Here is a 23,794-nt window from a genome sequence, read left to right on the forward strand (position 1 = left end):
ACACGCCGCCGCGCATCCACACCCGCCCGCTAGAATAACCATCTGCGTAATGTGGGGACGCAAGGCCGTCCTTCCTGCGGCGAAATTGGTATCGACCAAAACCTGCATCTGCAAAAAAGTGGTATCTCGAAATATCGCGCCGGCACGAAATGATGCCGCTACACTAGATTGATTTTAGATGTAGTTTTGTCGGTGACGCAACAATCGCCTTGTGAGTAGCGGCGCGGCGGCACGGCCGCGCTGCACCTTTGCTCGGCATCCACGGCGGGCGTTCGTTTCTGACGCTGCAAAGATCAGAATCGGCGTTGCGCAAGCGCTCGAACCGCCGATGCCATCGAATCGCCATGGCGGCCAATTTTTCTGCGCTGGCGAATGCGCCTCCGTGCTTCGTCGGCGCGAACGGCCGCATCGTTGTTCAACGACAATCGTTTTGTTTGCGTGGGCGGCCAGCCGCGCGCTTTCGACCGTTATGTTATCAACAGGCGCACGATTCGTATGGCATCCGGGTTGGCGAAAATTTTCACTTTTTCCAAGCCGAGTCCTTGCTCTAGGATCAGTCATTTCAATTTGGCGCTCACCCACGATGCGCTCGAGGAATTTTCAAAACCAAAGCGTACAGCGACTGATCTGGGCGTCATGGGGACTTGAGATGACCGATCGCATTGCACTTTTCATCGATGGCGCGAATCTTCACACCACGGTCAAGAACCTCGGTTTTGAAATCGATTTCCGTCGACTGCTCTCGGAGTTCGGCAAGTATGGACAGATCGTCCGCGCCTACTTCTACACGGTCGTGAGAGACGACGACGAGTTCAGCAGCCTTCGGCCGCTGGTGGATTGGCTCGATTACAACGGATATGCGGTCAGGAGAAAGTTAGCCAAAACCCACGATGACGGCGAAGGGAGGCGGCGAATGAAGCGCAGCATCGGCATCGAGCTCGCGGTCGACGCATTGGAAATCGCGCACCGCATCGACCACGCGTACCTGTTCTCTGGCGACGGTGATTTGCGCGCCGTTGTCGAGGCGGTCAGGCGGGCTGGTGTCCGCGTGACCGTCGTTTCCAGCATCCGAACAAAGCCTCCCATGATCGCCGACGAGCTTCGCAGGCAAGCTGACGTCTTCCTCGAACTCGAAAGCATCAGGGCATCGATCGAACGTCCGCCGCATCCGATCGCGCCAGAGTGAAGCCAGGACGACGCCGACGTTGCCGCTGAGATCGGCCGGATACCGAAGCGGCCGTGTCAGCCACATCCGTACATCACCGAGTTGCGTAGGCCGTTCGGAGACATCAGTATGATTCCAACCAACGCAACTGCAGAGGGGAGAATCAATGCGGAGGTCGGTCGGCTGCCTGTTGTTGTTCTTGGCGGCGACGAGCGCAGCGGTAGCTGAACCTTCAAAGTTCACCTGCGACACGCCGCGCGGCAAGCGGATCGAGCCTGGCACCTCAGGCAAAGGCAGTGACGTTCGATGGATCGATGACGATCTGGACGCGGTCCGGCCCGCTGTTGTGATCGATGGTCAGACCTTCACGGTCACGTGGGGAACGTCGGTCGCGATTGAAGGCAGGGGAACCAAGGTCATGACCTATGTTTTCGCCGCCGCCCAACGCACCGCTGCGTCGATCGTTGCAACCCGCGTGGACGAGTCCACTGCAGAGATCTTCCGGTTCTATTTGCCAGCAGGTCGCTTTACAAACTGACCAGCCGGCTGGACGGCCCCTCGTCAGACCCAAAGGCCCCGCCCCTCGTCGCGACCTACCTCGCGACCTGCCACGAACAGTAGCCTCGCTGGCCGGCCATTAGGACAAACTTAACTGACCTGCTGTTCCGGGCTTTCGGTGTTGCTCCTTGGCAACCATCCCGCGCCCAAGCAAATACAACTAAAATATTGAAATTTAACCAAAATCTTGAGATTCTGCTCACTCGCCCGCCATGACATGCCCCCACTTAGAGCCACTGTGTGGCTCAAATGTCATAGGTCGCGGAACTGTCCTTTGTTACCCTTCGGGGGATTCTACAGAATATTTTTGTGAGTAGGGGCTGAGATTATGAAGTCGGCATACACGGTCATTGCGTGCCTATGCTTGGCGGCAACGCCAGCATGTGCCGAGGTTTTTTCTATTAATGATGCACTACGGCAGGCCATGCAGACCAACCCGGGTGTTGGCGAGGCTTCCGCGAACCGGCGGGCGACGGAAAGCGAGCTGCGGCAAACCCAGAGCACGCTGCTGCCGCAGGTGCGCATTGACGCCAGCTATGGCCCAGAAAAATTCGATCAATCGCCGGGCTTCATCTCCCCGAACATTCAGGCGGCGCCGACCGTGGGGTCAGGCCCATGGCGCAATGGCAGCCAGGAATCGGTGGTGGTGCGCCAGCTGCTGTGGGACGGTTTTTCGTCGATCTATGACGTCTGGCGCCAGACCGCACGGGTCAATGCCGCCGCCTCCCGCGTCAAGGAGAGAACCGAGCTCTTGGCCCTCGACGCCGCCGAAGGCTACATCGACGTCACGCGCTACATGCGGCTGGTCAGCCTTGCCCAGCAAAACGTCGCCAATCACGAAAAGATCTTTTCAAACGTGAACTCCCGCTTCTCGGGCGGCCGGGCCGGCGAAGGCGACCTGGAGCAGGCCCGCGAGCGCGTCGAGGCCGCCCGTGCGGCACTCGCCGAATTCCAGCGCAGCCTGGATGACGCCAGGGCGAAATACCGCAAGACGGTTGGCCTTGAGCCGATCAACGTTCGCTTCCCCGCCCCGCTCGCGGGCTTGCCGCACAGCCGCGACGAAGCGCTGGCGACCACCCTCCGGTTCAATTCGACGATCGCGGCGGCACAGTCCGACGCCGACGCCGCTAAGCACGCGTTCAAGGCCACCGACGGCACGTTCGGTCCGAAATTCTATCTCGAGGGACGGGCAACCCATTACGACAACTCCTACCCTTACGTGGCGGCCCCAGGAACTCCCTCCATCACGCATGAGGACTATAGCGGCAAGGTCGTCATGTCGTGGGACATCTTCCGCGGCGGCCAGGATGCGTGGAATCGGTCGGAGAAGGCCGAGCGCTACACGGAAGCCACCATGCGCCACGCCCGCCTGCAGCGCGACGCCTATGAGTCGATCGACAAGGCGTGGAATGCCCGTACTATTACGGCGACGCGCATCGGTGCTCTGACCCGTGAGCTGGAAGCAGCCAGGAAGACCATCACGGCCTACCAGAAGGAATACGAGCTCGGCCAGCGCTCCCTGATCGATCTCCTGAACGCGCAAAACCAGTTCTTCAACACGTCCGTCTCGCTCACGTCCGCCCGCGGCGTGGTCGTGTTCGCCGACTATCAGCTGCTGGCCGCGATGGGGACGTTGATCGAGTATCTGAAGGCTCCGCCGCCGGTCGATGCCGCGCCGACGGACATGCTTTCGATTGGCCTGCCCCGCTACTCGTTCCCGACCCTTCGCGTGAACCTCCCGCAAACCGGGTCAGAGCCGCTGCACGTCGCCGTTCCGGCGCCTGTCGCCCGTCCTGCCAAGACCTATGCGGCAGCCCAGCCGAAGGACGTTGGCTTTGCGGACCGCTTCACCGGCGCGACGACGACCGCAGCGGTGCCCGGTTCAGCGGAATGGATGCAGCAGCAAAAGACCGCTGCGGACGGCCCGAACGTCATTTACGCGGATCCGTCGGTCACGGCGAACGCGAGCTCCTATGCGTCGACCAAGCCCCACTGGCTGCTGTCGGCCTTCCCGAGTTCCGCTCGGTAGCGACCGCCAACAAGCTCAGGACAGGACTGCCGGAAGGGCCCCAAGTCGGGGCCCTTTCGATTCCTTGTTAATCGTTAAGATAAGTTTCGCTGAATTTGTTCGCTATTTGTTGTAGTCTGCCCGAAATCTTCAAATGCGATTGCTGCATTTCCATTTTGCTTGTCGAGGTTTCAGTTGTTGTTTCGCACCCCCAGCGCGGCGGCCGACGCCGTCCGCCCCTCGCCGGATGACTCAATTTCAAAGCCTGCCGCGACAAACAGGCCACGTGCATTAGGCGACGATCCCCTCACCGCGTCGTTGACTTATCTCGCCGCCCATCACGGCCGCGCGGTAAGCCGCGAAGCCCTCCTCGGCGGACTTCCGATCACGGACGGACGCTTATCCGTTTCGCTCTACGACCGCGCGGCGAGACGCGCCGGTCTGGAGACCGAGGCCGTCAAGCGCGACATTTCAGACATTCCCGCGCTGGTCCTGCCGGCCGTCCTCGTTATGAAGAACGGCTCCGCGCTGATCCTTCTGGGTGTGGACCCGGCAAACAAGACGATCAAGGTCGTTGATCCGGCGACGCCGAACAGCCCGCGCGTCGCCGACATCGCCTCGCTCGCCGCGGACTATACCGGCTATGCGTTCATGGTAAGAAGCGCGCCGCAGGCCGATGCGCGCGTTGTCGCCGCAGGCGACATTCCCAAGAACCACTGGTTCTGGTCGGTGGTGAAGACGCATTGGCGGAGCTACGGGCACATCGCGATCGCGGCCTTTCTGACCAACATCCTCGCGCTGGCGACGCCGCTGTTCACGATGAGCGTCTATGACCGCGTCATCCCCAACGGGGCGATCCCCTCCCTGATCGCACTCTCGATCGGCATGGGGCTCGGCATCGTGTTCGATTTCATCTTCCGCATGGTTCGCAGCCGCATGATCGACGTGACCGGCAAGACCATCGACGTCGTGCTGGCCGCAAACATCTTCGAGCATGTGATGTCGGTGAAGATGGCGCAGCGGCCGACTTCGGTTGGCATCCTGGCCAATCAGCTCCGCGACTTCGACTCGGTGCGCGAGTTCTTCACCTCCGGAAGCGTGGTTTCGGCGACTGACCTGCTGTTCGCCATCCTCTTCGTTGGGGTGCTGTTCCTCATCGCCGGACCGCTGGCCTGGATCCCGCTGATCATGCTGCCGCTGGTGATGCTGATCGGCTTCTTGCTGCAGCGCCCGCTCGATCGCGCCATCAAGCGCCTGCAGGCCGAGTCGGCCGCCCGGCACGGCGTGCTGGTCGAGTCGCTGTCCGGTCTCGAAACCGTTCGTGCGACCGGCGCCGAGGCCCGCATGCAGACCCTGTGGGAACGCTCGGTTGCCGCGACCGCCCGATCGGGCGAGGACGTCCACTTCTGGTCGTCGATGTCGCTGACGAGCGCGAGCACGGCCCAGCAGATCACGAGCCTGCTTCTCGTCATCGTCGGCATTTTCCTGATCCTCGACGGCAAGCTGAGCGTCGGCGCGCTGGTCGCCGCAAACATGCTCGCCGGGCGCATTCTGGCGCCGATCGCCGGGATCGCCTCCGTCATCACCAAGGGAACGCAGACGCTATCGGCCCTCAAGGCGATCGACCGCATCATGTCGATCGAGCGAGAACGCTCGCCGACCCGGTCCTATGTCGCAAGACGGATCGATGACGGCAAGGTCGCCTTCGAGAACGTGTCGTTCGCCTACCCCAACGCAGCGGGTAACGCGCTCGAAAAGGTCAGCTTCAAGATCGAGGGCGGAGAAAGGGTCGGCATCATCGGCAGGGTGGGATCGGGCAAGACCACGGTCGGCAGGCTGCTGCTCGGATTTTACGAGCCGAAGGAAGGCCGCATCCTGGTCGATGGCGTCGACTCGCGCCAATACGATCCCTCGGACCTGCGCGCCGGCATCGGCTTTGCGATGCAGGATACCGACCTGTTCTTCGGCAAGCTGCGCGACAACATCGCCCTTGGCAAACCGGAAGCGACCGACGAGGAGATCCTGCTTGCCGCGCGAATCTCCGGCGTCGAAAGCTTCATCGCCGGCCACCCGATGGGCTATGACATGCCCATCTCGGAAGGCGGCCGCAGCCTGTCGGGCGGCCAGAAGCAGGCCATCGGGCTCGCGCGCGTTCTGATCCGCAAGCCTCGCGTGCTGTTTCTCGACGAGCCGACCGCGCACTTCGATATTCGCAGCGAGCAGGAATTCCTTGAACGTCTCAAGGGACTGCGTGACGAACGCATGACCATCATCATTTCGACCCACCGTCTGTCATTGCTGAACATGGTCGATCGGCTGCTGCTGTTCGACAACGGCCGCCTGGTCGCCGACGGCCCGCGCGACAAGGTGCTCGCCCTGCTTCAGGGCAAGCCCGCGTCCACGGCGCCGGCACCCGAGAATACGATCCAGCCGAAATCTGCATAACGAGCGAATATTATGGCGTCTTCCGATTTTGCATTTGCAAATGACATCCGGTCCGCGGCGCTGCTGCGCACGCCGCGCACCTCCCGCATGCTGCTGTGGACCTCCTGCGCGCTGCTTGCGACGTTCTTGATCTGGGCTCATTTTGCCGTGCTGGACGAGGTCAAGCGCGGCAGCGGCCGCGTCGTGCCGTCGCGGCAAATGCAGGTGGTTCAATCGCTCGAGGGCGGGATCGTCGGTGACATCCTGATCCGGGAAGGCGACATCGTTCAGCAGGGCCAGTCCCTGATGCGCATCGATGATACGAAATTCGCTTCCGAGTTCGGCGAAATCCGCGAGCGCCGCGCGGCGATGGCGGCGCGGGTGGCCCGCCTCGACGCCGAGGCGCGCGGCCGAGCCGAGATCACCTTCCCGGACGACCTCGACAAGATGGTTCCCGCCGCCGTCGCGACCGAGACCAGCGTGTTCAAGATGCGGGGGCAGAAGGTCGCGCAGGACATCGACGTGCTCAACCAGCAGGTCACGCGCCTCTCCGGCTCCCTTAAGCTCCTCGAGCGCGAGCAGACCCTGACGCGCAGGCTATATGAGCAGAAGGTCGTGCCCGAGATCGAGATGCTGCGGCTTGACCGGCAGGCAACCGAGATGAAGGGACAGCTGGCCGAAGCGCAATCGAAGATCGCGAACATCACCGCGTCGTTCCGCTCACAGGCCGACGAGGATCTGGCCAAATCGCGGGCCGACCTCGCCGTGCTTGACGAGAATATCAAGTCCGCCCAGGACCGCGTGCGCCGCACGGATCTGAAGGCGCCGGTCCACGGCATCGTCAACAAGCTGAACATCAGCACCATCGGTGCCGTCGTACAGCCGGGCGCCAACCTGATGGACATCGTGCCGCTGGACGACACGCTCTTGGTGGAAGGCCGGATTCGTCCGCAGGACATCGCGTTTATCCGTCCCGACCAGGACGCGGTGGTGAAAATCAGCGCCTATGATTCCTCGGTCTACGGATCGCTGAAGGGCAAGGTCGAACGCATCAGCGCCGACACCATCGTCGACGACAAGGCGGAAAAGAACGAGCGCCAGGAGACCTTCTACCGGGTCATGGTGCGTACCGATAAGAACCATCTCGGCACCGAGCAGCATCCGCTGCCGATCATTCCGGGCATGGTGACCACGGTCGAGGTCCTGACCGGCGAGAAATCCGTGCTGGACTACATCGTGAAGCCCGCCCGCCTGCTGCGTGACGAGGCCCTGCGCGAACGCTGACCGGGACCACGGTTTCCGTGGTTAACCGATCGTAACCTCGGTTCGTTCAATTTCGAACGAACCGGCAAACCCCGGATTGACCGCCTTTTTGACATTCGAGGTGGCGGCCCCCTCCACTTAACTCCGCTTAAGCGGCCAAGGCGCCAGTTTGCGTCCCGATAACAGCGGGGACGCAGATCGACGCACAGACGTTGACGGTCCCCGACATTGGGGACGTCATATGAAGTCGCTGAAGTTTGCTTCGTCGGCGGTCATGGCCGCGGCTGCACTGACAATAGGTCTTTGCGCAGCGCCATCAGCGTTTGCCGCGGACGAGCTCTCTTTCGGAAAATCCGCCGGCGAGCTCGCGCCCGCTGCGGACGCCGCGTCGAACCGCCCGCCTGCCACCTTCTTCACCATCGCCGACGTCCTGGCCAAGCTCGACCGGCAGCGCGGCCGGGGTCCGAACGCCATTCGCACCGCCTCGCTCACGCCAAATACCGCGACCGACGCGGTGCCCGCGGCAAAGCCGCTTCCGCCTGTCGGGGCCGAGCCGTTTGGCCTGTTCACCTTCCGCGCACCGGAAAACGGCCTGTGGCGCAAATGGCGCGGCCTCGAATCCGATCTCGCAAAGGAGGCGAGCGTTCTCGAGCAATGCCGCGAGAACGCGACCGCCTGCCCGTCGCAGGCCGCGCAATTCCTTCGCCTGATCAACGCGGTCAAGTCCAAAGCCGGACGCGACCGGCTGGATGAGGCCAACCGCGCTGTAAACCAGGCGATCCGCTATGTCAGCGACTTCGCCCAGCACGGCGAGGCCGACCGCTGGACTGCGCCGCTCGCCACCTTCGCGACCGGCAAGGGCGACTGCGAGGACTATGCGATCGCAAAATACATCGCGCTCAGCGAAGCCGGCTTCCCGCGCGAGGATCTGCGCCTGGTGCTGGGCCGCGATCGCGCCATCCGCCAGGATCATGCCGTGCTGGCGGCGCGCCTGGACGGCCATTGGCTGATCCTGGACAGCCGCCGCTCCGAACTGATTAATGACGGCGAGCTCGGCAACTTCACACCGATGTTCGCGATCAACGACCGCGGCGTGCAGCTGTTTGCGGCCCCCTATGCCAAGCGCCTCCCGCTCGGCGACGAGCTCGACGCGGCGCCGGCGGCCGCCAATGCCGCGGAGACGGAATGGACCGGGTTGGATTCACCGGACGCGGCAAGCCCTCTATTAGGCTTCCTGCCAGTGCTGATGTAACCGCTCTTCGGCAAGAGCAAACCCCGTCGAAAATTCGACGGGGTTCGGAGGGCTTATTGGCGCGATCGGTATGCGCGAGTCAGCGGCTTTGCAGTTCCGCGACCTACATGACGTGAACTGCGTTCGCGGCCGGAACACCGGTGCTGATGTGAGCAAGGTCAACCGCGGCCGCCGCCGTGCCGTTGGCCGAGTACCAGAGCTCGTTGTGAGTCGTATTGAACAGGAACTGATTGGTACTGCCGTTCCATGACGCTGCCTGGTTGGCATCGGTCACAGTCGTGAACGACGCCAATGTCGCAGTGTTTATCGTCAAGTTCAGGTTCGCTACATCGACAATAATGCTGTCGCTGGCATCCAGATCAGTAATCGTATCATGACCGTTAGCCGCGGCCGTTGATGCGAGAACGAACTTGTCGGCACCGGTTCCGCCGGACAGCGTATCGTCGCCCGGTCCACCGATGATTATGTCGTTGCCTGGTCCAGCGTTGATTGTGTCGTTGCCTGGTCCACCTGACACATGATCATCCGCAGAGCCCGTCGTAATGGTGTCATTCCCGGCGGTTCCCGCCAGAACGTTGACATCAAACGAAGCGGTCGCACTATCGCCGTCGCCATCCTTGCCGGTCAGCGCGAACTGCAGATCATTGTCAGCCGGGTTGACCGTGGTCGTATACTCGACCGAGACGCCATCGACCTTGAAGTTGAAGTTGTTCGCCGTCTGTACAGTAAAATAGTCCACCGTCCGATTTTGGTCGAAACCGTCAATGACGAGCGAACCACTCCCGTTATAAGTCTCTTGATAGACTGTATCTAGTCCGGTCGTATAATGGATCGTAATGTTGAGCTTGTCGTTGACCGCGATGCTCCCAGTGGCGGCTATTCCTAACGTAATCGATTCCAACGAGCTCGACTCGTAACCTGGCTGCTGTTGAACGTCCAGCTTCAGGACCTCACCCTGCTGAATGGTATTGCCGTTGATTCCGAGCTCAGTGGAGGAAATCGTAAGCGTCGCGGCACTGCCGCCATCTGTAGCAGTCAACGTCAGGGCAAACGCTCCATCGAACAAGTTCGGATCAAAGGTATATGATGGGAGCTTGGATCCGCCCGTTACACCACTGAGCAACTCACCGCTATCAACCGAGGTTGATGGCATTGGATCGACCAGATTGAAACTGTAGGTGCCATCATTGTTGATGGTGATCTCGAAATAGGTCTTGGTAACTCCGTTCTCGACGAACTGAGCGTCATAGGTAGCCGTCGTTCCAGCCTTCAAGGTGAAGGTGTAATCGCTCGACATGTTCGTCCAGACGAGCGATTGGGGCGGGAATGACTGACTGAAAGTGGCACTATCTGCACCGACATCGAAATGATAGTCGCCGATGGTCACGCCGGCTGTGCGATAGACTGACAGATCGTCGACCGTGATCGCCGGACCGTCGTCGGCGAACTGCACGTTGCCGCCGAGGTCGATGGTCTGGCTCGACGTCGCCTTGTCGCCGTCGAAGTCGGTGATCGTCGCCGATCCCGTCAGCGTCACCAGGTTGTTGGCGAGCACCGCAAACTGGTCGTCATATGGCGCAGAGGTGTCGTTGTTGTTGACGTGGTCGATCTGCTGGTACTGCGTCAGCGTCACCACGCCGTTGGCATCGACCGAGATCGCGAAGATCGCTCCATGGCTCGCGGTCGAGCCGATGATGTCGTTGCCGACCTTGGCCAGCGTGATGTCCTCGCCCTGGCTCTTCAGCCCCGACAGCTCGTTCTGCGTCGTCACCGACAGCGTGTAGCTCAGCGCCGTGGTGCTGCCCGCACCATCCGCCCCGTACGACGAGCTCGCAATGGTGAACACGCCGCCAAAATTGGCGGTCGAGGTCGCCACGTCGCTCTGCGGCCCGATCGTCAGCGCGTCATGCGTGATCAGGGTGATGCCCGCCTCGCCGGTCGCCGCCACCGTGATCGCCGGACCGTCGTCGGCGAACTGCACGTTGCCGCCGAGGTCGATGGTCTGGCTCGACGTCGCCTTGTCGCCGTCGAAGTCGGTGATCGTCGCCGATCCCGTCAGCGTCACCAGGTTGTTGGCGAGCACCGCAAACTGGTCGTCATACGGTGCAGAGGTGTCGTTGTTGTTGACGTGGTCGATCTGCTGGTACTGCGTCAGCGTCACCACGCCGTTGGCATCGACCGAGATCGCGAAGATCGCTCCATGGCTCGCGGTCGAGCCGATGATGTCGTTGCCGACCTTGGCCAGCGTGATGTCCTCGCCCTGGCTCTTCAGCCCCGACAGCTCGTTCTGCGCCGTCACCGCCAGCGTGTAGCTCAGCGCCGTGGTGCTGCCGGCGCCGTCCGCCCCGTACGACGAGCTCGCAATGGTGAACACGCCGCCAAAATTGGCGGTCGAGGTCGCCACGTCGCTCTGCGGCCCGATCGTCAGCGCGTCATGCGTGATCAGGGTGATGCCCGCCTCGCCGGTCGCCGCCACCGTGATCGCCGGACCGTCGTCGGCGAACTGCACGTTGCCGCCGAGATCGATGGTCTGGCTCGACGTCGCCTTGTCGCCGTCGAAGTCGGTGATCGTCGCCGATCCCGTCAGCGTCACCAGCCCGGTGCCCAGCACCGCGAACTGGTCGTCATACGGCGCAGAGGTGTCGTTGTTGTTGACGTGGTCGATCTGCTGGTACTGCGTCAGCGTCACCACGCCGTTGGCATCGACCGAGATCGCGAAGATCGCTCCATGGCTCGCGGTCGAGCCGATGATGTCGTTGCCGACCTTGGCCAGCGTGATGTCCTCGCCCTGGCTCTTCAGCCCCGACAGCTCGTTCTGCGCCGTCACCGCCAGCGTGTAGCTCAGCGCCGTGGTGCTGCCCGCACCATCCGCCCCGTACGACGAGCTCGCAATCGTGAACACGCCGCCAAAATTGGCGGTCGAGGTCGCCACGTCGCTCTGCGGCCCGATCGTCAGCGCGTCATGCGTGATCAGGGTGATGCCCGCCTCGCCGGTCGCCGCCACCGTGATCGCCGGACCGTCGTCGGCGAACTGCACGTTGCCGCCGAGGTCGATGGTCTGGCTCGACGTCGCCTTGTCGCCGTCGAAGTCGGTGATCGTCGCCGATCCCGTCAGCGTCACCAGGCCGCTGCCCAGCACCGCGAACTGGTCGTCATACGGCGCGGAGGTGTCGTTGTTGTTGACGTGGTCGATCTGCTGGTACTGCGTCAGCGTCACCACGCCGTTGGCATCGACCGAGATCGCGAAGATCGCTCCATGGCTCGCGGTCGAGCCGATGATGTCGTTGCCGACCTTGGCCAGCGTGATGTCCTCGCCCTGGCTCTTCAGCCCCGACAGCTCGTTCTGCGCCGTCACCGCCAGCGTGTAGCTCAGCGCCGTGGTGCTGCCCGCACCATCCGCCCCGTACGACGAGCTCGCAATGGTGAACACGCCGCCAAAATTGGCGGTCGAGGTCGCCACATCGCTCTGCGGCCCGATCGTCAGCGCGTCATGCGTGATCAGGGTGATGCCCGCCTCGCCGGTCGCCGCCACCGTGATCGCCGGACCGTCGTCGGCGAACTGCACGTTGCCGCCGAGGTCGATGGTCTGGCTCGACGTCGCCTTGTCGCCGTCGAAGTCGGTGATCGTCGCCGATCCCGTCAGCGTCACCAGGCCGCTGCCCAGCACCGCGAACTGGTCGTCATACGGCGCGGAGGTGTCGTTGTTGTTGACGTGGTCGATCTGCTGGTACTGCGTCAGCGTCACCACGCCGTTGGCATCGACCGAGATCGCGAAGATCGCTCCATGGCTCGCGGTCGAGCCGATGATGTCGTTGCCGACCTTGGCCAGCGTGATGTCCTCGCCCTGGCTCTTCAGCCCCGACAGCTCGTTCTGCGTCGTCACCGCCAGCGTGTAGCTCAGCGCCGTGGTGCTGCCGGCGCCGTCCGCCCCGTACGACGAGCTCGCAATGGTGAACACGCCGCCAAAATTGGCGGTCGAGGTCGCCACGTCGCTCTGCGGCCCGATCGTCAGCGCGTCATGCGTGATCAGGGTGATGCCCGCCTCGCCGGTCGCCGCCACCGTGATCGCCGGACCGTCGTCGGCGAACTGCACGTTGCCGCCGAGGTCGATGGTCTGGCTCGACGTCGCCTTGTCGCCGTCGAAGTCGGTGATCGTCGCCGATCCCGTCAGCGTCACCAGCCCGGTGCCCAGCACCGCGAACTGGTCGTCATACGGCGCAGAGGTGTCGTTGTTGTTGACGTGGTCGATCTGCTGGTACTGCGTCAGCGTCACCACGCCGTTGGCATCGACCGAGATCGCGAAGATCGCTCCATGGCTCGCGGTCGAGCCGATGATGTCGTTGCCGACCTTGGCCAGCGTGATGTCCTCGCCCTGGCTCTTCAGCCCCGACAGCTCGTTCTGCGCCGTCACCGCCAGCGTGTAGCTCAGCGCCGTGGTGCTGCCGGCGCCGTCCGCCCCGTACGACGAGCTCGCAATGGTGAACACGCCGCCAAAATTGGCGGTCGAGGTCGCCACGTCGCTCTGCGGCCCGATCGTCAGCGCGTCGTGCGTCGTCAGGGTGATGCCCGCCTCGCCGGTCGCCGCCACCGTGATCGCCGGACCGTCGTCGGCGAACTGCACGTTGCCGCCGAGATCGATGGTCTGGCTCGACGTCGCCTTGTCGCCGTCGAAGTCGGTGATCGTCGCCGATCCCGTCAGCGTCACCAGCCCGGTGCCCAGCACCGCGAACTGGTCGTCATACGGCGCAGAGGTGTCGTTGTTGTTGACGTGGTCGATCTGCTGGTACTGCGTCAGCGTCACCACGCCGTTGGCATCGACCGAGATCGCGAAGATCGCTCCATGGCTCGCGGTCGAGCCGATGATGTCGTTGCCGACCTTGGCCAGCGTGATGTCCTCGCCCTGGCTCTTCAGCCCCGACAGCTCGTTCTGCGTCGTCACCGACAGCGTGTAGCTCAGCGCCGTGGTGCTGCCCGCACCATCCGCCCCGTACGACGAGCTCGCAATGGTGAACACGCCGCCAAAATTGGCGGTCGAGGTCGCCACGTCGCTCTGCGGCCCGATCGTCAGCGCGTCGTGCGTCGTCAGGGTGATGCCCGCCTCGCCGGTCGCCGCCACCGTGATCGCCGGACCGTCGTCGGCGAACTGCACGTTGCCGCCGAGGTCGATGGTCTGGCTCGACGTCGCCTTGTCGCCGTCGAAGTCGGTGATCGTCGCCGATCCCGTCAGCGTCACCAGGCCGCTGCCCAGCACCGCGAACTGGTCGTCATACGGCGCAGAGGTGTCGTTGTTGTTGACGTGGTCGATCTGCTGGTACTGCGTCAGCGTCACCACGCCGTTGGCATCGACCGAGATCGCGAAGATCGCTCCATGGCTCGCGGTCGAGCCGATGATGTCGTTGCCGACCTTGGCCAGCGTGATGTCCTCGCCCTGGCTCTTCAGCCCCGACAGCTCGTTCTGCGTCGTCACCGCCAGCGTGTAGCTCAGCGCCGTGGTGCTGCCCGCACCATCCGCCCCGTACGATGAGCTCGCAATGGTGAACACGCCGCCAAAATTGGCGGTCGAGGTCGCCACGTCGCTCTGCGGCCCGATCGTCAGCGCGTCATGCGTGATCAGGGTGATGCCCGCCTCGCCGGTCGCCGCCACCGTGATCGCCGGACCGTCGTCGGCGAACTGCACGTTGCCGCCGAGGTCGATGGTCTGGCTCGACGTCGCCTTGTCGCCGTCGAAGTCGGTGATCGTCGCCGATCCCGTCAGCGTCACCAGGTTGTTGGCGAGCACCGCAAACTGGTCGTCATACGGCGCAGAGGTGTCGTTGTTGTTGACGTGGTCGATCTGCTGGTACTGCGTCAGCGTCACCACGCCGTTGGCATCGACCGAGATCGCGAAGATCGCTCCATGGCTCGCGGTCGAGCCGATGATGTCGTTGCCGACCTTGGCCAGCGTGATGTCCTCGCCCTGGCTCTTCAGCCCCGACAGCTCGTTCTGCGCCGTCACCGCCAGCGTGTAGCTCAGCGCCGTGGTGCTGCCCGCACCATCCGCCCCGTACGACGAGCTCGCAATCGTGAACACGCCGCCAAAATTGGCGGTCGAGGTCGCCACGTCGCTCTGCGGCCCGATCGTCAGCGCGTCATGCGTGATCAGGGTGATGCCCGCCTCGCCGGTCGCCGCCACCGTGATCGCCGGACCGTCGTCGGCGAACTGCACGTTGCCGCCGAGGTCGATGGTCTGGCTCGACGTCGCCTTGTCGCCGTCGAAGTCGGTGATCGTCGCCGATCCCGTCAGCGTCACCAGGTTGTTGGCGAGCACCGCAAACTGGTCGTCATATGGCGCAGAGGTGTCGTTGTTGTTGACGTGGTCGATCTGCTGGTACTGCGTCAGCGTCACCACGCCGTTGGCATCGACCGAGATCGCGAAGATCGCTCCATGGCTCGCGGTCGAGCCGATGATGTCGTTGCCGACCTTGGCCAGCGTGATGTCCTCGCCCTGGCTCTTCAGCCCCGACAGCTCGTTCTGCGCCGTCACCGACAGCGTGTAGCTCAGCGCCGTGGTGCTGCCGGCGCCGTCCGCCCCGTACGACGAGCTCGCAATGGTGAACACGCCGCCAAAATTGGCGGTCGAGGTCGCCACGTCGCTCTGCGGCCCGATCGTCAGCGCGTCATGCGTGATCAGGGTGATGCCCGCCTCGCCGGTCGCCGCCACCGTGATCGCCGGACCGTCGTCGGCGAACTGCACGTTGCCGCCGAGGTCGATGGTCTGGCTCGACGTCGCCTTGTCGCCGTCGAAGTCGGTGATCGTCGCCGATCCCGTCAGCGTCACCAGGTTGTTGGCGAGCACCGCAAACTGGTCGTCATATGGCGCAGAGGTGTCGTTGTTGTTGACGTGGTCGATCTGCTGGTACTGCGTCAGCGTCACCACGCCGTTGGCATCGACCGAGATCGCGAAGATCGCTCCATGGCTCGCGGTCGAGCCGATGATGTCGTTGCCGACCTTGGCCAGCGTGATGTCCTCGCCCTGGCTCTTCAGCCCCGACAGCTCGTTCTGCGTCGTCACCGACAGCGTGTAGCTCAGCGCCGTGGTGCTGCCCGCACCATCCGCCCCGTACGACGAGCTCGCAATGGTGAACACGCCGCCAAAATTGGCGGTCGAGGTCGCCACGTCGCTCTGCGGCCCGATCGTCAGCGCGTCGTGCGTCGTCAGGGTGATGCCCGCCTCGCCGGTCGCCGCCACCGTGATCGCCGGACCGTCGTCGGCGAACTGCACGTTGCCGCCGAGGTCGATGGTCTGGCTCGACGTCGCCTTGTCGCCGTCGAAGTCGGTGATCGTCGCCGATCCCGTCAGCGTCACCAGGTTGTTGGCGAGCACCGCGAACTGGTCGTCATACGGTGCAGAGGTGTCGTTGTTGTTGACGTGGTCGATCTGCTGGTACTGCGTCAGCGTCACCACGCCGTTGGCATCGACCGAGATCGCGAAGATCGCTCCATGGCTCGCGGTCGAGCCGATGATGTCGTTGCCGACCTTGGCCAGCGTGATGTCCTCGCCCTGGCTCTTCAGCCCCGACAGCTCGTTCTGCGCCGTCACCGCCAGCGTGTAGCTCAGCGCCGTGGTGCTGCCCGCACCATCCGCCCCGTACGACGAGCTCGCAATCGTGAACACGCCGCCAAAATTGGCGGTCGAGGTCGCCACATCGCTCTGCGGCCCGATCGTCAGCGCGTCATGCGTGATCAGGGTGATGCCCGCCTCGCCGGTCGCCGCCACCGTGATCGCCGGACCGTCGTCGGCGAACTGCACGTTGCCGCCGAGGTCGATGGTCTGGCTCGACGTCGCCTTGTCGCCGTCGAAGTCGGTGATCGTCGCCGATCCCGTCAGCGTCACCAGGTTGTTGGCGAGCACCGCAAACTGGTCGTCATATGGCGCAGAGGTGTCGTTGTTGTTGACGTGGTCGATCTGCTGGTACTGCGTCAGCGTCACCACGCCGTTGGCATCGACCGAGATCGCGAAGATCGCTCCATGGCTCGCGGTCGAGCCGATGATGTCGTTGCCGACCTTGGCCAGCGTGATGTCCTCGCCCTGGCTCTTCAGCCCCGACAGCTCGTTCTGCGCCGTCACCGCCAGCGTGTAGCTCAGCGCCGTGGTGCTGCCCGCACCATCCGCCCCGTACGACGAGCTCGCAATCGTGAACACGCCGCCAAAATTGGCGGTCGAGGTCGCCACGTCGCTCTGCGGCCCGATCGTCAGCGCGTCATGCGTGATCAGGGTGATGCCCGCCTCGCCGGTCGCCGCCACCGTGATCGCCGGACCGTCGTCGGCGAACTGCACGTTGCCGCCGAGGTCGATGGTCTGGCTCGACGTCGCCTTGTCGCCGTCGAAGTCGGTGATCGTCGCCGATCCCGTCAGCGTCACCAGGTTGTTGGCGAGCACCGCAAACTGGTCGTCATACGGTGCAGAGGTGTCGTTGTTGTTGACGTGGTCGATCTGCTGGTACTGCGTCAGCGTCACCACGCCGTTGGCATCGACCGAGATCGCGAAGATCGCTCCATGGCTCGCGGTCGAGCCGATGATGTCGTTGCCGACCTTGGCCAGCGTGATGTCCTCGCCCTGGCTCTTCAGCCCCGACAGCTCGTTCTGCGTCGTCACCGACAGCGTGTAGCTCAGCGCCGTGGTGCTGCCCGCACCATCCGCCCCGTACGACGAGCTCGCAATGGTGAACACGCCGCCAAAATTGGCCGTCGAGGTCGCCACGTCGCTCTGCGGCCCGATCGTCAGCGCGTCGTGCGTCGTCAGGGTGATGCCCGCCTCGCCGGTCGCCGCCACCGTGATCGCCGGACCGTCGTCGGCGAACTGCACGTTGCCGCCGAGGTCGATGGTCTGGCTCGACGTCGCCTTGTCGCCGTCGAAGTCGGTGATCGTCGCCGATCCCGTCAGCGTCACCAGGCCGCTGCCCAGCACCGCGAACTGGTCGTCATACGGTGCAGAGGTGTCGTTGTTGTTGACGTGGTCGATCTGCTGGTACTGCGTCAGCGTCACCACGCCGGAGCCGTTCACCGATAGCGTAAAGATCGTGTTGCTGGCACCCACCGCCCCGGCCGTCAGCGCCGTCGAGCCGGTGATGACCCCGCCGATGTTGTAGAGGAAGATGCTCGCGCCGTGGCTATCCAGCGTCGAATCAACGCCAGTCGACGCTACGCCCAGCGTATAGCTCAGCGCCGTTGATCCCGCTCCGTCCGCTCCATAGGACGAGCTGCCGATCGAGAACACGCCGCCGAAGTTCGCCGTCGAAACATCCGCGTCAGACGCAACGCCGACCGTCAGCGCGTCATGCGTCGTCAGCACGACGCCAGTGTCGGCGCTCTTGACCACGTCGATCGCCGGACCGTCGTCGTGGATCGTTAGATGCGGACCGACGTCGACGCTGGCGCTTGCGGTCTGGCCGACATTGTCCGTCACCGTTGCGTTCAGCGTGATGAGGCCGGGTGCCAGCGAAATCCCCTCGTTGAAGTCGCCAGGCGTTGCCTCATGGACGGCACGCAGATCCGTCAGCGTCACATGGCCCGCACCATCGACCGCGACCGTGAAGACGAGATCGCCACCCGCGGCGGTGCGGCCTTCCACGACGCCGGCGGCGTTGACCGTCAGCAGCACGTGCTGGCCGGTCGCCGAATCGATCAGACCGGTATCGACGTTCGGTGCGCTGATGGAGAGCGCATAGGTCAGCGATTGCTGGCCGCCCGGCGCGTTGATGTTGAAGGAGACCTGCACGGACGCGACCGTTGCCCCCGCGGGGCCCAGGCCCGAGCCGGCAACGCCGTTGGTCGCAGCGGTCAGGAAGCTCTCGTCGACGACCAGTTCCGGCAGCAGGCCGCCGGAAATGGTGGGAGCCGGCGTAGTTTGCGTTGGAACAAAGCCGGTCGGCAGCTGGATGTTGAAGCCCGGCAACTCTTCCTGCGGCGCCAGTTGATTGGTGGGCACGGGGCCGAGCGGATCGACCGCGAACGGGCGGAAATCCGCGCCGCTCGCCTGCGCGTTGGCGTTCGAGTTGCCGCCATTGTCGGCGGCCGGCAACACGGAGGTGTCGGTGCTGATCGGAAACAGGCCTGCGAATTCTTGGACCGAGACGTCGCGCCCCGGCGCCATCTCGATCGTGATGTTGTTCCGAGCGCTGCCATCTTGTGATTGGCCCTGCGAATCGGCACGGGAGTCGAAGAACGGCTCAACCGTGACGGTCGACTGGTTGTCGAACAGGATGATCAGCTTTTCGCCGACGTGAACCAGCGTGATCTTTTCATTGGCGATCGACGAAAAGTCGACCTTCGCCTTCTGGTCGTATCCAAGATTGATCACGACCGCCTGATCGGTCAGCGGCTTGGTCAGCTTGTAAATTCGTACGGGAGCCGAATTGGTGGAATTGCCGGTGCCGGTTGCCTGAGCGACCTGAAACGAACCCTGCATTATCAACTCCGCAAAATGCGATTAGAGGAAAAGTTGTAGAAAAATTTAGTTTTAGGCTATTGTTAACCCTCCCCGCGGTCAAGAAATGTATTTGGTTAATCAATGCTTTCCGTGGAAGTGTGGTAAAGATCGGACAGGTCGAAGCTGAAAGAACAAGGGCTTAGCCGGATTAACTTGGCCAAAGGCAGTATTTCCCCGGCCCCGTTCGTCCTTCCCGGCGATTTGGAGCAGCAGTCGATGCGGGTGATTCTTCAGGCGTGTGCCGCTGTCCTGATTTGGGGATGTTTCGGCGCGGCGGCCGCGCAAGCCCCCGCACAACCTGTCCCCCAGGAGACCACGGTCGAGCGCCAGGTTCGCGCCCTGGCCAACCGGGACACCCAGATTGGCCTCTATCTCAACGTGTTACCTGATTGCACGTCGGGGCCGCTGCCGACCATCCGCCTGGTCACTGCGCCGGCTGCCGGAAAGGTTGTGGTGAAGTCGGCGAAGGCGAAGGCCACCAATTACAAGGCCTGCCTGGCGCTCGAGGTGCCGGCCTATGTCGCCTTCTACAAGGCGCCGCCGGAATTTCTCGGCGATGACGCGCTGACCATCGAGGTCAAGTACCAGGGCGGGCGAACCGAAATTCAGAAGATCACCGTCAAGGTGAGTGCACCAGGCGGGCAGCAGAAGATCTGATGGGTGTTGCCGGCGATCTGAGGCCCGCGCGCCGACCAATCGCCTTACAGCGGCTCGCCCTCGGCTTCGTCCAGCTGCAACGACACCTCGCTCGGTGCGGAGGCCGGCTGCCTGAGCGAAGCTCTATCCTCGTGGCAATCGCTGATTCGGCGGGCAACCACCCGGTCGGTCCGCGGTGCCTGACCAACATTGGTTTTGTTGACCTCGGTATAGGCCTCGTCGCTGAGAACCGTGATGACGGTGCTGACCGGTCCGAGATAGTCGCAGCGGTTGGAGAAGACGTATTTGTTGTTGATCTTCTCCGGCCGCGAAGAGTGGCAATTTCCAACGGACGGAGATGAGAAGGTCGCCTTCATCGCCTGGGTTGGATCGACACAGCGCGTCATTTCGCGTTCGAGCAGCGTTTGCCGGATGTTCGAGGACGTGGCGATTTCCAGCGTCCGCACGAAGCGCCACATTCCCTTTCGGAAGGTCGGCCCGCTGAATCCCTCCTCCGCCATGGCGCTCGGGGAGGCGAGCACGAACACCGAAAGCGCGGTCACGACGCCAAGCGCGGATGCGAAGATCTTCGACGGGGCGAAGCCCTCACGCGATGTCATTATTGAATCCCTAACCGGCCGATTGACGCGGATCGCGTGACTTCGCTTGAAGCACGTCCAACCTCACATCATTCAGGAGCATTTCGTGTTAAGACCCCGTAAATGCTTGGCCTTTCCTCGACGCTCTCACGAGCTCTTGCGCCAAACACGGTGAATGCCCGGTTGCTTCAGGCCGGGGCAGCTTCGGCGCGAAAGGAAGCGCAGCGTCTGCGTCGTCGGGGACAAATGGACGCCTCGTCCGCCGCCACTGCCGTTTGATTGCCAGCTAGTGCTGCAAAGCCGCCGCAGCGGACTTGTCAGTCTTGGCCTCGGACTTGGCCTCAATCTTGGCCGCGCTACCGTCGTCGCAGTCGCCGATCCTTGTCGCGACGACCGTGTCGGTCCGGGGATGCTCTCCGGTGCTGATCTCGTTCAGCTCGGTATAGGCCTCGTCGCTGCGCACGGTGATGACGGTGCTGACCGTCCCCATGTAATCGCAGCGGTGTCCGAAGGTGTATTGATTACCGACCTTCTCCGGCTTGTCCGAGACGCAGCTTCCGATCGATCCCGAGGCAAAGGTCGCCTTCATGGCGTGGGTCGGGTCGACGCAGCGCGTCGTCTCCGCGTTGACCATCCGATACTTGAAGTTCTTGTTGGCCGTCCTGACCACATCGAGCGTTCGCACGAAGCGCCACAGACCTTTGCGGAAGCTCGGGCCAGAAAAGGCTTGATCGCCCTGAGCCGGCTGCGCCGCCGCTGCCCGGCCGTTCGCCGGTTGAGGAGCCTGAGTCTGTGCATGAGCTGCCAGCGCAGGCAATGAGACAATCATCAGGGTCAGTAGCGAACGTGCAATGCCACCACGGAAGTCCATTCCCACCCCCGATGTCCGTCCGAATGCGTTCGTGATGCGATCCGGTCAGCGCATTGAAGCAATCTCCGGAACACGACTCAATACATCACACCACTTGCAGGGCGAATTGTGGCCAGTAAAGGCGCATTAACGCTACCGGGCAGCTTGCAGCCGAATTCAGACTTACTGCAGCAAACTTGCAACACCTGACACGCCATTCGCGATGGCGCCGGCCGATCTCCCCCGCACCGCATTGGGCAGAGAGGTTTGACCTCAGAGGTTTTTTTTGCTCATTTAGCGCGAGATATTTTCTTCAATTACTTAGCCTATCGCTGGACGAGGGGGCACTGATGCGTATTCGGTTTGGCTACACGGTCGCAGGCATTTTGGCGTTGGGTGCAACGTTGTTCGGCAACTCCGGGCCGGCGGCGGCAGCGGACCTTGGCCTGGTCACAAAAGCACCGGTCGGCACCTGCACCGAGATCGTCTTCACCTGCGAGAACGGCCATCAATATCCGCTGTGCCCGCGCGCTGTGTCGGTCGAGGGCGAAGTGGTCACGGCCTCCCTGCTCACCGGCCGTGGCGGCATCCATGTGCGGCACGTTCCGATGGGCGTCGGCTATCGCTATGCGGGCCGCGGCGTCTGGCTGGACGGCTTCCGGGAAAACGCGCTGCTCAACTTCGGCAAGCGCCACCAGGTGGCGTGCACCATCGCGCATTCATGAGGGCGCGCTCTGCGTCGCTGCAATGGGCGTGACGCAGAGCACCTCAAGCAGCCGAACTCTCCTCACCCCTTGGTGCGGAGCACGACGCGCGACGAGCGCGAGAACATATACGCCTTCGGATTGACGTAGACCGGGCAGTAGTCCTGCCACTGGTACAGCTGCCAATTCCATTTCCAGCAGCCCGATACGATCTGGGGCTCTTGCACGTAGTCCAGCCGATACGGCGGATCGCCAAACGGATAGTAGTCGCCGCATCGCGCCGCCGTCGAAGACAGAACGACGATTGAAGCGGCCGCGGCAATGATCACGGAAAATGACTTGTTCATAACGCCCCTCGATCGAATGACGTGACCGCACGAGAGTGCCAAATCCGCCGGTCGTTATCAAGGTGCCGGCCGCCTGCTGTCAGTAGCTCGTGATCTGTCGCCTGTTTGTAGCTCGTGAAGTGTCGTGTTTTCGGTGCTCCGGAACAAGGGGGGCACGATGGGCACGGCATCCATTCACGAGGGTGTACGACGGATGCGGTTTTCAGATTTGCTGGATCGGACGGAGGCGAAGGAACTGACGCAGGAGGCAGCATCGGAGGTTCTTGGGATCAGTGTTCGGACGTTTCAACGCTGGGCGGAGCGCTATGAGGCGGAGGGCGACGACGGGCTTGTCGACCGCCGGCTGGGGCGTCGTTCGCCACGGCGGGCGCAGGAGGAGGCGCTGGAACGGATGCTTGCGCTGTACCGGGACAAGTACGCGGACTTCACGGTGAAGCACTTCCACGAGCAGATGCAAAAGCGGCACGACTATGTGCTGGGCTATACGGTGACGAAGCTGGCGCTGCACGCGGCGGGGCTGGTGCGGAAGGCTCCGAAGCGTTCGGCGCACCGCAAGAAGCGGCCGCGGCGGCCGCTTCGGGGCATGCTGCTGCACCAGGACGGATCGCGCCACGTTTGGATCGAAGGCCTGCCCGCGAGGGACCTGATCGTCACGATGGACGATGCGACCAGCGAGATCTACTCGATGGTGCTGGTCGAGGAAGAAGGAACGGCCTCGACCTTCCAGGCCTTGCGCGAAGTGATTGGCGAGCATGGCCTGTTCTGCGCGCTCTACACCGACCGCGGCAGCCATTATTTCCTGACCCCAAAAGCTGGCGAGAAGGTCTCGAAGACGCAACAAACCCAGGTGGGACGGGCTTTGTCGCATCTTGGGATCGAGCATATCGCAGCCTATTCGCCGCAGGCGCGCGGGCGTTCCGAGCGGGTGTTCGGCACCTTGCAGGATCGGCTGCCGAAGGAGCTGCGGCTTGCCGGGATCACGACGGTTGAGGCTGCCAACGCGTGGCTGAAGGCGCATTACATCCCCGGGCACAACGCCGCGTTTGCGATCAAGCCCGAACAGGAAGGCACGGCATTCGTGGCCGACCGGCATGAGGCCTGGCGCGAGGCGCTGTGCGTGATCGAGGAGCGAACCGTCGCCAACGACAATACCATCGCATGGAACGGTCGGCGGCTGCAGCTGCCGCAGAGCCGGCTCAGGCCTCACTTCGTCAAGGCTGTGGTGCGCCTCCATGAGTATCCCGATGGCACCGTCAGCGTGTTCCTTGGACCGCATCGATTGGCGAGGTTTGCGCCTGACGGACAGCAGATCAGCCCCGACGCGCTTCAGCCTGGCGGCGTGCTCGGAGCCGTCAAGGACAAGCCCTGGCGGGCGCGCAAGCGCGCGTCCTTGACCGCTCCTGCGCGCGCCGCCGTCGAGAAAGCGCGGGTCGGGACGGAGAAACGGGCTTCAAGTCGAACAAAGAAACTCACCCACAGGGCTAAAACCGCCACAACAGCCGTGGCATGATCAATCAGGG

General features: G+C 63.2%; 13 protein-coding genes. 9 read left to right on the forward strand and 4 right to left on the reverse strand.

What is annotated here, in order from left to right:
- Nucleotides 1-649: 649 nt before the first annotated feature.
- From J2R76_RS12545 to J2R76_RS12570, 6 genes are all read left to right on the forward strand, one after another.
- Nucleotides 650-1,186, forward strand: coding sequence for an NYN domain-containing protein (locus J2R76_RS12545; protein ID WP_141343130.1), 537 nt, complete (start codon nucleotides 650-652; stop codon nucleotides 1,184-1,186).
- 145 nt (nucleotides 1,187-1,331) lie between these two features.
- On the forward strand, nucleotides 1,332-1,703 hold the full coding sequence (locus J2R76_RS12550; protein ID WP_253624063.1) for a hypothetical protein: 372 nt from the start codon (nucleotides 1,332-1,334) through the stop codon (nucleotides 1,701-1,703).
- Between the two features lie 348 nt (nucleotides 1,704-2,051).
- On the forward strand, nucleotides 2,052-3,752 hold the full coding sequence (locus J2R76_RS12555; RefSeq protein ID WP_141343132.1) for a TolC family outer membrane protein: 1,701 nt from the start codon (nucleotides 2,052-2,054) through the stop codon (nucleotides 3,750-3,752).
- Between the two features lie 297 nt (nucleotides 3,753-4,049).
- Complete coding sequence (locus tag J2R76_RS12560; protein ID WP_375166492.1) at nucleotides 4,050-6,176, forward strand: type I secretion system permease/ATPase; 2,127 nt, start codon at nucleotides 4,050-4,052, stop codon at nucleotides 6,174-6,176.
- A 12-nt stretch (nucleotides 6,177-6,188) separates the two neighbouring features.
- Nucleotides 6,189-7,439 (forward strand): HlyD family type I secretion periplasmic adaptor subunit, encoded by a 1,251-nt coding sequence (locus J2R76_RS12565; protein ID WP_253624064.1) that lies wholly within the window; start codon nucleotides 6,189-6,191, stop codon nucleotides 7,437-7,439.
- Nucleotides 7,440-7,659: 220 nt separating this feature from the next.
- Nucleotides 7,660-8,670 (forward strand): transglutaminase-like cysteine peptidase, encoded by a 1,011-nt coding sequence (locus J2R76_RS12570; RefSeq protein WP_141343133.1) that lies wholly within the window; start codon nucleotides 7,660-7,662, stop codon nucleotides 8,668-8,670.
- Between the two features lie 103 nt (nucleotides 8,671-8,773).
- Here the strand turns inward: J2R76_RS12570 and J2R76_RS12575 are convergent, their stop codons facing one another.
- The gene (locus tag J2R76_RS12575; protein WP_253624065.1) at nucleotides 8,774-19,117 is read right to left on the reverse strand and encodes a DUF5801 repeats-in-toxin domain-containing protein; all 10,344 of its coding nucleotides are present in this window, start codon (nucleotides 19,115-19,117) and stop codon (nucleotides 8,774-8,776) included.
- Nucleotides 19,118-19,291: 174 nt separating this feature from the next.
- Between J2R76_RS12575 and J2R76_RS12580 the strand changes: the two genes are divergently transcribed.
- A complete protein-coding gene (locus J2R76_RS12580) occupies nucleotides 19,292-19,795 on the forward strand; it encodes a hypothetical protein (protein WP_253609349.1) in 504 nt (167 codons plus the stop codon).
- A gap of 44 nt (nucleotides 19,796-19,839) precedes the next feature.
- Here J2R76_RS12580 and J2R76_RS12585 read toward each other — a convergent pair whose 3' ends face one another.
- Both J2R76_RS12585 and J2R76_RS12590 read right to left on the reverse strand, forming a co-directional pair.
- Nucleotides 19,840-20,394, reverse strand: a complete 555-nt coding sequence (locus J2R76_RS12585; RefSeq protein WP_253624066.1) for a DUF3617 family protein — start codon at nucleotides 20,392-20,394, stop codon at nucleotides 19,840-19,842.
- 265 nt (nucleotides 20,395-20,659) lie between these two features.
- On the reverse strand, nucleotides 20,660-21,244 hold the full coding sequence (locus J2R76_RS12590; RefSeq protein ID WP_158074169.1) for a DUF3617 family protein: 585 nt from the start codon (nucleotides 21,242-21,244) through the stop codon (nucleotides 20,660-20,662).
- Between the two features lie 329 nt (nucleotides 21,245-21,573).
- Between J2R76_RS12590 and J2R76_RS12595 the strand changes: the two genes are divergently transcribed.
- Complete coding sequence (locus tag J2R76_RS12595; protein WP_016845748.1) at nucleotides 21,574-21,948, forward strand: hypothetical protein; 375 nt, start codon at nucleotides 21,574-21,576, stop codon at nucleotides 21,946-21,948.
- 62 nt (nucleotides 21,949-22,010) lie between these two features.
- Here J2R76_RS12595 and J2R76_RS12600 read toward each other — a convergent pair whose 3' ends face one another.
- Complete coding sequence (locus J2R76_RS12600) at nucleotides 22,011-22,274, reverse strand: hypothetical protein (RefSeq protein WP_076826182.1); 264 nt, start codon at nucleotides 22,272-22,274, stop codon at nucleotides 22,011-22,013.
- Between the two features lie 193 nt (nucleotides 22,275-22,467).
- Here J2R76_RS12600 and J2R76_RS12605 point away from each other — a divergent pair, with 193 nt between their 5' ends.
- Nucleotides 22,468-23,784, forward strand: coding sequence for an ISNCY family transposase (locus tag J2R76_RS12605; protein ID WP_253624067.1), 1,317 nt, complete (start codon nucleotides 22,468-22,470; stop codon nucleotides 23,782-23,784).
- Nucleotides 23,785-23,794 lie beyond the last annotated feature (10 nt).

Origin of the sequence: Bradyrhizobium sp. USDA 4532, assembly GCF_024171315.1 — a bacterium.
In the GTDB taxonomy this organism is placed as follows: domain Bacteria; phylum Pseudomonadota; class Alphaproteobacteria; order Rhizobiales; family Xanthobacteraceae; genus Bradyrhizobium; species Bradyrhizobium australafricanum.